The 10,416-nt window shown below is 62.4% G+C and carries 7 protein-coding genes; 5 read left to right on the top strand and 2 right to left on the bottom strand.

What is annotated here, in order from left to right:
• Positions 1–7: 7 nt before the first annotated feature.
• Positions 8–1,555: a carboxylesterase/lipase family protein gene (locus tag C100_RS28480; protein ID WP_031308681.1), complete on the top strand. Its 1,548-nt coding sequence runs from the start codon at positions 8–10 to the stop codon at positions 1,553–1,555.
• 33 nt (positions 1,556–1,588) lie between these two features.
• On the opposite strand, the gene C100_RS28485 is transcribed toward C100_RS28480, so the two are convergent.
• Together C100_RS28485 and C100_RS28490 are read right to left on the bottom strand one after the other, a co-directional pair.
• Entirely contained in the window at positions 1,589–1,978 is a 390-nt protein-coding gene (locus tag C100_RS28485) for a cupin domain-containing protein (protein WP_024018431.1), read from the bottom strand.
• On the bottom strand, positions 1,975–3,354 hold the full coding sequence (locus C100_RS28490) for a pectate lyase family protein (RefSeq protein WP_024018432.1): 1,380 nt from the start codon (positions 3,352–3,354) through the stop codon (positions 1,975–1,977). The genes C100_RS28485 and C100_RS28490 overlap by 4 nt, the downstream gene beginning before the upstream one ends.
• Before the next feature lie 140 nt (positions 3,355–3,494).
• On the opposite strand from C100_RS28490, the gene C100_RS28495 reads away from it, so the two are divergent.
• From C100_RS28495 to C100_RS28510, 4 genes are all read left to right on the top strand, one after another.
• On the top strand, positions 3,495–4,487 hold the full coding sequence (locus tag C100_RS28495; RefSeq protein WP_031308682.1) for an alpha/beta hydrolase: 993 nt from the start codon (positions 3,495–3,497) through the stop codon (positions 4,485–4,487).
• Between the two features lie 324 nt (positions 4,488–4,811).
• Positions 4,812–7,592, top strand: a complete 2,781-nt coding sequence (locus tag C100_RS28500; RefSeq protein ID WP_442800303.1) for a TonB-dependent receptor — start codon at positions 4,812–4,814, stop codon at positions 7,590–7,592.
• Positions 7,593–7,653: 61 nt separating this feature from the next.
• Positions 7,654–9,252: a family 43 glycosylhydrolase gene (locus C100_RS28505; RefSeq protein ID WP_024018435.1), complete on the top strand. Its 1,599-nt coding sequence runs from the start codon at positions 7,654–7,656 to the stop codon at positions 9,250–9,252.
• Positions 9,253–9,413: 161 nt separating this feature from the next.
• The gene (locus C100_RS28510; protein ID WP_031308686.1) at positions 9,414–10,259 is read left to right on the top strand and encodes an HpcH/HpaI aldolase/citrate lyase family protein; all 846 of its coding nucleotides are present in this window, start codon (positions 9,414–9,416) and stop codon (positions 10,257–10,259) included.
• Positions 10,260–10,416 lie beyond the last annotated feature (157 nt).

Consider the following 10,416-nt stretch of genomic DNA (forward strand, 5'->3'; position numbering starts at 1 on the left):
GCCGCATATCGACCGGCGCACCCTGATCGGAGCCAGTGTCGTGCTCGCCGCGTCACCTGTCCAGGCGGCGCAAGCCGACCCCGTCGTCATGACGCGCAATGGGCGCATACGGGGGAGAAGCGAGGGCGGGCTGAAGGTGTTTCGCGGGGTCCGTTATGGCCAGAACACCACATCCCAGCGTTTCCGAGCGCCGCTGGCGCCCGAGCCATGGCGCGGTATCGTGGATGCGATTGCCTTTGCGCCATCCTGTCCGCAGCAGGCCAGGCAGGCGGTGACCAGCGAGGATTGCCTGTTCCTCAATATCTGGACGCCGGGACTGGAAGCAGGCGCAAAACGGCCGGTGATGCTCTACATTCACGGGGGCGCCTATTCCAATGGCAGCGTCGTGGATCCGCTGAATGATGGGCGCCATCTGGCCGGACAGGACGTGGTGGTGGTCACGGTCAATCATCGGCTTAACGCGCTTGGCTATCTCTATCTTGCGCGGCTCGATCCACGCTTTGCCGACAGCGGGAATGTGGGACAGCTGGATTTGATCCTCGCGTTGCGCTGGGTGAAAGCGAATATCGCGGCCTTTGGCGGCGATCCTGATGCTATACTGGTCTTTGGCCAGTCAGGCGGTGGCGCAAAGATCGCCACGATGATGGCGATGCCTGCCGCCAGGGGGTTGTTCCATCGCTCTGTCACGATGAGCGGGCAACAGGTGACGGCGAGCGGTCCGCTTAATGCATCTCGTCGCACCGCCGCCTATCTCGCGAAGCTCGGCGTCACACCCGACAATCTAGGGTCATTGTTGACCATGCCGGTCGAGCGGCTGATCGATGGTCTCGATACGGACGATCCGTTGCTGTCCGGCGGTATCTATATGGGACCGGTGCTGGATATGACATGGCTCAAGTGCCATCCTTTCTGGCCCGATGCAGCGCCCCAGTCGAATATGATCCCGATGATGCTGGGCAATACTTTGGACGAAACGCGGGCGTTCATTGATCCGAATGGACCGCTGGTGCGAGGGCTAAAATGGAGCAATCTGGCCGAACGGATGGCGGCCCAGTTGCGGATGGACCTGTTGCCCGAATGGATCGTCGCGCAATATCGCGCCCATTATCCTGACTGGTCGCCCGAGCGAGTCTTTTATGCAGCGACGACGGCCGGCCGCAGTTGGCCGGGGCAGGTCATTGAAGCGGAGGCGCGGGCACGGGCGGATACCCCGACCTGGGTCTATCAGGTCAATTTCCAGTCACCGGTCGAGCCACGTCGCGGAGCGCCGCATATGATGGACATCGCGCTGGCTTTCGGCACATTGGATGCGCCTGGATCGCTAACTGGCACGGGCGGCGCGGCACGGGCGGCATCGGCAGCGATGATGGCGCGCTTCCTCGCCTTTGCGCGGCAGGGTGATCCCAATGGCGGGGGAATGGCGCTTTGGCCGCAATATCGGCTGGATCGGCGAGCAACGATGGTCTTCGACGCTCAAAGCCAGGTCATGAACGATCCGCGGGGGTGGGAGCGCGAATTATTTGCGCGCGTCCCCTACATCCAACCGGGCAGCTAGGCTGGGCCTGGCTGCGTCCGGGTCCGTTCGGCCTCATTTAGGCACTGGATAGGATATGATCAGTGCCAATGGCTCCTGCCCAGTCTGCCTGATGCCGACCGTCGCGCCTTCATAGAGATAAGCGGCCATGCCCGCCTTCAAGGCACGGGTTTCGCCATCCGAGGTGACCATAGCCGTGCCCGAGAGGACATAATAGACCTCGTCATGAGCAATGGGGTGGAGGCCGATCGCGGCACCGACGTGCAGGATTCGCTTGCGAAATTCCATATTGCGCGGTTCGGGAGCTGCATCGCTGATCCGATAGGCGGTACTCATGCCGATCGCCCCGTGGGGTGGAGGTTCGTCGCGACGAACGCTGTTTTCGTTAACCACCACCATTGCCGGCGCGCCGACGGCCGCAAGAAGCAGAGCGGCAAAGGTCATGGCTGTTCCCCCTGGCGCATCATCTTGTCGCGATCCGACAAATGTTCGGCGATGTTCTCGGTCTGGCCTGGATAACGCCCTGATTTCGGCTCCATCGTATCGAGATTCCAGTCCGCCTCGACAAAGGCTGCGCGGGTCTGGGCCATTTTTGGATAGCCACCCACCTGATTTTCATCATCAATGATCTCGCCTCGCCCCTCGGCGACAAAGAAGAGCACGCGCAGGTCATCCGCATCGCGGTCCCAGGGCCGAGCGCCGACGCGGGCCAGCACATGGGTTTCGACGTCGCGCGCCGGCAGGACGTCGGTCCCCTGCCACCACACTGGTGGGGCGGGGAGGTCGTTTAGCTTCGCACGGGTTTCACCATAGCGACCGAACATGGGGAGCGGCTGACCGAAGCGGTCGACAGCGATATTGTCCTTCCCGTGATAATCAAGGTCGCCAGCGCCCCCCAAGGTCAGAAAGGGTAAGCCGGTCGCCGTGGACACCCCGCCGCGCAGCACATTGCCCACCGCTGAAATCTGCCCGGTCTGATACGGATGATCGCCCCATTCCAGCGCCATGAGATTATAATGGACGGCGCGTTCGCCCGGATCATAAAGGATGTTGTTGACCAACTCCACCTGCCCGCCGCCCTTAACCAGCGGATTGCGCTCCATATTATGAGCGTAGAGATTGCGATAAACAAGGATCTGGCTGGCATTGTCGTGGATCAGCGTGCCCTTGCTATGCTCGCCCTTGGGATGGCTGGCCTCGGCCAGTCCTTCGGCCGCGATATTGTAGGAGAAGGTGATGGCGTGGCTGGTGTTGCGGCGCCAATCTTCGGGTGTTTTCCCTTCAAAACGCGGGCCGGAGGCGGACATATTTTCATCGACCGCCCAGGTGAAGCTGCAATGATCGACAATCACATGATGCGCCGCTACGGTGGAGAAGGCATCGGCTTCCCAGCCACTCATTTTCGGCTGCCCATCGACGCCGGTGCGCACGCGGATATGACGCATCACGACGTCATGGGTGGCGATATCGATCCCGGTCTTGATGAGGGTGATGCCCGGCGAGGGCGCAGTCTGTCCTGCGATGGTCACAAAGGGCTCGGTAATCTTGAGCGTTTGACGACTCATGTCGATGATGCCGCCAACTTCAAACACGATGATGCGCGGCCCCTTTGCCTCCAGTGCGGCCCTGAAGCTGCCGGGACCGTCGGGGGCAAGGGTGGTGACGCGGATGATCCGTCCACCTCGCCCGCCCGGGGTAGCGGAGGCCCAGCCTACCGCGCCGGGGAAGGCAGTCTGGACGGTGGGGGCGGCGGGTGCGGCCCAGGCGGGCAGGGACAGACTAAGGGTAGCGGAAATCAAGGGAATGAGGGCGCGGGCCATGTTTTCGTTTCTCCTCTCACCCCCCATTCTTGACATTGACCCACCCCGCTTGCAACCATTTATGACACCGGTGTCCGAAATAGCCGGTTGCGTTCTTCAAGGGTCGACCGTTGTTCACGGCGGATAAGGGAGAGAATGGCATGAATGGACTGGACCGGCGAAGCCTTATGCTCGGCGGAGGGCTATTGGCGGGGACGGGCGTGCGGGGGCTGGCGCAACCGCCGGCGCTGGACGTCGGGGCAGTGAAGCCGGATGCCATGATTAACCTGTGGCCGGGCGATCCGCCAGGCACGCCCACGCTATTGCCTCAGGAGGCGGTGCAGGATCGCAGTAGAGACCCGGCCGCGCCAGACCGTGCGCTGCTGCATATCGCACGCCCCAGGCTTGCGCTGTTTCGCGCGCATCGCCCCAATGGCGCGGCAATGCTGGTGATGCCAGGCGGAGGCTATAATTATGTCGTGATCGACAAGGAGGGTTATGAGATCGGCCCCTGGCTGGCGGCGCGTGGCGTATCGGTGTTCGTGCTTTTCTATCGCCTTCCCCAGGAAGGATGGGGGGCCGGGGCGGATGTCGCATTGTCCGATGCGCAGCGGGCGATGCGATTGATCCGGCACCGCGCGCCTACCCTCGCTATTGATTCGAGGCGTGTAGGCGCCATGGGATTTTCAGCCGGCGGGCATGTGTGCGCCGACCTGGCGACCCGTTTTGCTACGGCTACCTATCATTCCGTCGATGCGGCTGACGCTCTCTCTGCGCGACCGGCGATCGCTGCGCCCATCTACCCGGTGGTATCAATGCATCGTCCCGAGGCGCATGAAGGGTCGCGTCGCAACTTGATCGGCGAGTCGCCCACCGCAGCGATGGAGCGGCGCCATTCCCCTCATGAGAATGTGGGGTCGGACAGTCCGCCCTGCTTTTTGGTCCACGCGGAAGATGATTCGGCAGTGCCGATCGCCAATAGCCTGTTGCTACGTGCGGCTTGGCGGGCGGAAGGGCTGGCCGTGGAGAGCCATTTTTTTGCTGAGGGGGGTCATGGCTTCGGCCTGAAGCGGGCGTCGGGCAAGCCGGCCGCGATCTGGCCTGAACTGTTTCTGCACTGGATGGCGGCTCAACGAATGACGGGTAACGGCTGACGATATTCTCAAGTAGGAATATGGCTAATTATATCAAGCATATAGCTGGATAAATTCACCTTATCGGCCGTGATGTGTCGGCAATATATTGACAGGATTTATCTGGCAGCGCATTTATGACACCGGTTTCCATACTGCAATTGACCGGGCAAAGCCGGCGTTGGGTAATCGGGAGAGGATGGACCCGCAGGGCCAACTCCCTCTTCCGAAATTTCGGCTCCCGGCACTCCGGCGGCCGCAAGCAAAGAGAAAGGGAGCGGAAAGGTGCAGAGTCAGCAGGTTGGAAAGAAGAAGGCAGCATCGCGCTGGATCGTTGGCTCGTCAGTGGCAGTGTTGGCGCTCGCCACATCGGGTGGCGCGCTTGCACAGGTGGCGGCCGCGCCGCAAAATGCTGAAGACGCGCAGGTCGCGGACATTGTCGTAACCGGTTTCCGTCAGTCGCTGGGCGCAGCGATCAACCTCAAGCGGCAGTCGGTCGGGTCGGTCGATGCGATTGTGGCAGAGGATATTGCAAAGTTCCCGGACCAGAATCTGGCGGAATCGCTGCAACGCATTCCCGGCATTTCAATCCAGCGCGATGGCGGAGAAGGGCGCGCGATCACCGTGCGCGGCCTGGGCGCGCAGTTCACCCGCGTCCGCGTAAACGGGCTGGAAACGGTGGCGACCTCGACCGACGGTGCAAGCTCGAACCGGGACCGCGCCTTTGATTTCAACGTTTTTGCCTCTGAACTGTTCAGTTCGCTGGTGGTTCACAAGACCGCCGAAGCCTCGCTCGACGAAGGGTCGCTGGGCGCTGTGGTGGATCTCAACACCGGCAATCCGCTGGCAGGCAAGGATGGCTTGACGTTCGTCGGATCGGCCACGGGCTCCTATAATGATCTCAGCAAGAAATGGGGGCCTCGGCTCGCAGGTCTCCTGTCCTGGAAATCGCCGGACGAACGTTGGGGGGTGTCGCTCTCGGCCGCCTATTCCAAGCTCGACACGCTGCAAATGGGCAATAATACAGTCCGCTGGTCGCAGGCGCGGTTCGACAGCGTCGATGGCACGCCCTGCTTCACCCAGGAAAATAGCGGCGGGGATTATGTGCCAAGCGCGGCATGTGACGAGGCGGCGTTGGCCTTTCATCCGCGCATCCCGCGCTATGGCGAGATTGCGCAGGAGCGCGAGCGACTGGGCATCACCGGAGCAATCCAGTGGGCGCCGAGCGAGGCGACCAAAGTGTCGATCGATGGGCTTTTCTCCCGGTTTCGCGAAACCCGCGAGGAAAAATGGGGCGAAGTGCTGCTGCGGTCCAACGAACGTTCGATCGACGTGGTGAACCCCAGCTATGACGGCAGCGGCAACATGGTGTCGGCGACGCTGGATGACGCCTGGGTGCGCACGGAACATTATCTGCGCAAATCGCAGACCAAATTCTACCAGCTTGGCGGCAAATGGGACCAGAAACTGGGCGACGATTTCCGCTTCACCCTGTTGGGCGGCTTTTCCAAATCCGACGCGTCGATCCCGGTGGAAACGACGCTGGTGTTCGACGATCGCGACGCGCAGGGCTATAGTTTCGACTATGGCAATTCGCGCCGGCCGGTGCTGAGTTTTGGCACCAGCGTAACCGACCCGGCCAATTTCCAGCTGGCCGAAATCCGGGATCGGCCGTCATCGACCGTTAACAAGTTCCGCACGGCCCAATTGCGCACTGAATGGGACGTGACAGATGGCTTCACCGTGAAAACGGGCGCAGTTTATCGCCGCTTCTCCTTCGACACCGAAGGCTTCACTCGCGATACAGTGGTGTGCGGCAATGGCGGCGTCGATCGTGTGCTGGGCACCGTCAACTGCTCGCCGAGCGGCACCTTCGGACCCGGTGCGGTTTATGGCCTGCCCGTGACCCCTGAAATCGCCGAACTGTTCAAGCTGCGCGGGGCCGATGCGCCGGCGGGCACCACCACCGAGTGGCTGGTGCCCAATCTGGGGGCGGGCACGGACTATACCAATCTGTATGACCGGCCGCTGGCCATCGACGCGGGCAATACGCGCAGCGTGGTGGAAAAGACCACCGGTGGCTATATCCAGTTCGATGCCAAGGGCGATATTTTCGGGCTGGAATATGCGGCCAACGCCGGTATCCGCTACGTGAAGACCGAACAGAGTTCCACCGGCCTCAACAATGGGCAGGCCGTGAGCGTCTCGCGTTCCTATGAGGACTGGCTGCCGGCGATGAATATCGCCTTTTTCCCGCATCGCGACATCATCGTGCGGGCGTCGGTGGCCGATGTGATGACCCGTCCAAGCCTGGGCAATCTGACGCCCGGCGGGTCGGTCGATGGTTTCAATTATCGCATCAGTTTCGGCAATCCCTTCCTCGATCCGTTCCGGGCGACCGCCTATGACGTGGCGGTGGAATGGTATTTCGCGCCTCAGTCCGTCTTTTCCGTCGCGGCCTTCAAAAAGGACGTGCAGAGCTTCCCGATCAGCCAGACAGTGACAGGAACATTCGCGTCCACTGGCCTGCCTCTATCGGTGATCCCGCCCAGTTCGCCCGCCGCGATCCAGCCTGAACGCGCCGAAGGCTGGGCAATCAATACGATCGTCAACGGCAGGGGCGCGAGTCTGAAGGGGATCGAGATCGCGGTGCAGGCGCCCTTCACTTTCCTGCCGGGCTTTCTTTCGCATTTCGGCGGCATCGTGAATGCCACGTTTGTCGACTCCGATGCGGATTATACCGTTTCCGGCCCGGCGGTCGTTCCGGGCGGTGGCACGGTGGCGACGATGCGTAACGCAACCCTTTTCGGTCTGTCCAAACGCGCCTTCAACGGCACGCTATATTATGAGGATGCCAAATTTTCCGCCCGCGTGTCGGCGAGCTATCGCAGCAAATATATCGACCAGAATAGCGGTACGGGCAACGTCTTCGAAGGCTATAACAGCACCGTCAATGTCGATGCCTCGGTCCGTTACAAGCTCACGGACTGGATCGAATTGTCGCTGGAAGGCATCAACCTGACAGACGACTATCGCGATCGCTACACCGACCTCGACGCGAACCGCAATTATGAGCAGCTGCATTTCGGTCGCACCATCCAGATGGGCGCGCGGTTCAAGCTGTAAATGTCCTGCCCGGCCCGCGTCTGCACGCGCGGTCCGGGTCATTTTCCGCTAAGGAGCCTGCATGACGATCAGCCGCCGCGACGCCCTGACCGGAGCATTGGCCGGTAGCGCCATCGCGCTTGGCAATGGTCCCGCAACCAGCACCCCATCCGCCGGTTCCGCAACTGCGCCTGAATGGAAACGCGGCTTCGACAATCAGCGTATCGCTGACCTGGGGGACGGCCGTTTCCTCAATCCGTTGATTGCCGGTGACCGGCCCGATCCGGCCATCCTGAAAGACGGGGCCGACTATTATCTGACGTTCTCGACCTTCGATTCCTATCCCGGCATTACCATCTGGCACAGCCGCGACCTCATCAACTGGCAACCACGCGGCGCTGCCCTGACGCAGAACATTGGCTCCGTCTGGGCGGTGAGCCTGGAGAAGCACGAGGGTCGTTATTTCATCTATATTCCAGTGAAGGCGCAACCCAACAGCATCTTCGTCATCCACGCCAACAGCATTGACGGGCCATGGAGCGATCCTATCGACCTCAAGCTGCACGATCATATCGATCCGTGCCATGCCGTCGGAGAGGATGGCAGCCGCTGGCTGTTTCTATCCGGCGGAGACCGCATCCGCCTCGCCGATGACGGGCTTTCGACCCTAGGTGCGGTCGAGCATGTCTATGATCCCTGGCGCTATCCCGACAATTGGGACGTGGAAGGATTTTCGCCGGAAGGGCCGAAGATCCATCGCCATGGCAACTGGTTCTACATGCTGACTGCGGTGGGCGGCACGGCGGGACCACCCACCGGTCACATGGTGATAGCGGCACGGTCGCGTTCCATCCACGGGCCATGGGAACAGCATCCGGGCAATCCGCTGGTGCGCACGCAAAGCCTGGACGAACGCTGGTGGTCGCGTGGCCATGCCAGTCTGGTGGAAGGACCGGACCGCAGTTGGTGGGCGGTCTATCACGGCTATGAAAATGGTCTGTGGACCCTGGGGCGGCAGACGCTGCTCGATCCGGTCGAATGGACGTCCGACGGGTGGTTCCACATGACCGGAGGCGACCTGTCGAAGCCCTTGCCCAAGCCGGGCGGCGGGCAGGCGGTGCCGCATGGCATGGCCTTGTCTGACGACTTCAAGGTTTTGAAGCTGGGCGCGAAGTGGAATTTCTTTCGTCCCGCACCCGACGAGGCGGGGCGGGCGCGGGTGGAGCAAGGCGCACTGATCCTGAAAGGCCGGGGCACGGCGCCGGTGGATTCCTCGCCGCTGCTGCTGATCGCGGGCGATCCGTCCTACGAATTTGCGTGCGACATCGAGATCGCGCCGGGCGGGACCGCCGGCTTGCTGCTCTTCTACGACCACCAGCTCTATTGCGGTCTGGGTTTTGACGAGGCGCGGTTCGTCACTCATCAATATGGCCGGGAACGCGCCCGGCCCGCCAATCCCTATGGCCGACGGCTGCGCATGAAGGTGGTGAACCATCACCACATCATTTCCTATCATCTGAGCGACGATGAGGGCCGGACATGGCGCCGGTTTGACCGGGGGATGGAGGTATCGGGCTATCACCATAATGTCCGTGGCGGTTTCCTGATGCTGCGGCCTGGCCTGTATGCGGCGGGGCCGGGCGAGGCACGGTTTCGCGACTTCCGCTTTCGCGCACTCTAGCGGGCAAGGATTGCCTGCCGGCGCCTGCGGCCATAGGAAGGGCGCGGGATGCCGGCGGCACGCCGCGTCGCGATAGGGAGGAGCGCTATCTTGGCCAATATGGTGAGCCGCCGGGCCCTTGCGGTGGGAAGGTCGATTGCATCGCGTGGCGCGCGCGCATGATGCGCCTGCGTTCCTTGCTCTTCGTCCCTGGCGACCGGCCCGAGCGGATGCGCAAGGCGGTGGGGATGGGCGCCGACGCCCTGATCCTGGACCTGGAAGATTCGGTGGCGAGCGAAGCCAAGCCCGCCGCGCGCGAGGCGGTGGCCACGTTTTTGAAGGAGACGGCGGCATGTGAGGTGGCGCTGTTCGTGCGGATCAATCCGCTGGATGGCGGCCTGGCCGACGATGATCTGGACGCGGTGATCCCGGCGCGGCCGGCCGGCATCATGCTGCCCAAGGCGGAGGGCGCGGCCTCGATCCTCGATCTCGACCGGCGGATGCGGCAGCGTGGCGATGAGGATGGGCGCATCCTGCCGATTGCTACGGAGACGCCCAGGGCGATCTTCCTGCTCGGCGAATATGCGGGCGTGGCGGAGCGGCTGGCGGGACTGACATGGGGGGCGGAGGATCTGCCCGCCGCGATCGGGGCGCTGGGCGCGCGACAGGAGGATGGCAGCTATACGCCGCCCTATGAGATTGCGCGTGCGCTGACCTTGTTCGCGGCGAGCGCCGCGGAGGTCGCGCCGATCGAGACGGTCTATCCGGCGATCCGCGATCTGGAGGGGCTGGCGGCCTATGCGGCGCGGGGCGCTCGCGATGGCTTTCAGGGGATGATGGCGCTGCATCCCGACCAGGTGCCGATCATCAACGCGGCCTTCACGCCGGGCGCCGAGGATGTCGCACGGGCGAGGGCGGTGATCGACGCCTTTGCGGCCAATCCGGGCGCCGGCGTGCTGATGCTGGAGGGCCAAATGATCGACCGGCCGCACCTTAAAAAGGCGCAGGCCCTGCTGGCGCGCGCCTGACGCGCCTTCGGATCACGGGGAAGATCGAGGCGTTAACGCGACAGCGAAAGCGACAGCTTGAACGCTGTCTGGAAGAATGTGAGGAAAGTGGTTTGATTTAACATAATCCTTATTATCGGACTTATTGTGCTCGAAGGGGTGGATTCTAGATCGAAGT

Source organism: Sphingobium sp. C100 (assembly GCF_000508185.1).
Classification (GTDB): domain Bacteria; phylum Pseudomonadota; class Alphaproteobacteria; order Sphingomonadales; family Sphingomonadaceae; genus Sphingobium.

Coding starts and splice junctions, on each gene's coding strand:
- C100_RS28485 (WP_024018431.1), bottom strand. CDS start 1,978: ATGACCTTTGCCGCTCTGCTTCTTGCGGCCGTCGGCGCGCCGGCAATG.
- C100_RS28510 (WP_031308686.1), top strand. CDS start 9,414: ATGCGCCTGCGTTCCTTGCTCTTCGTCCCTGGCGACCGGCCCGAGCGG.
- C100_RS28490 (WP_024018432.1), bottom strand. CDS start 3,354: ATGGCCCGCGCCCTCATTCCCTTGATTTCCGCTACCCTTAGTCTGTCC.
- C100_RS28495 (WP_031308682.1), top strand. CDS start 3,495: ATGAATGGACTGGACCGGCGAAGCCTTATGCTCGGCGGAGGGCTATTG.
- C100_RS28505 (WP_024018435.1), top strand. CDS start 7,654: ATGACGATCAGCCGCCGCGACGCCCTGACCGGAGCATTGGCCGGTAGC.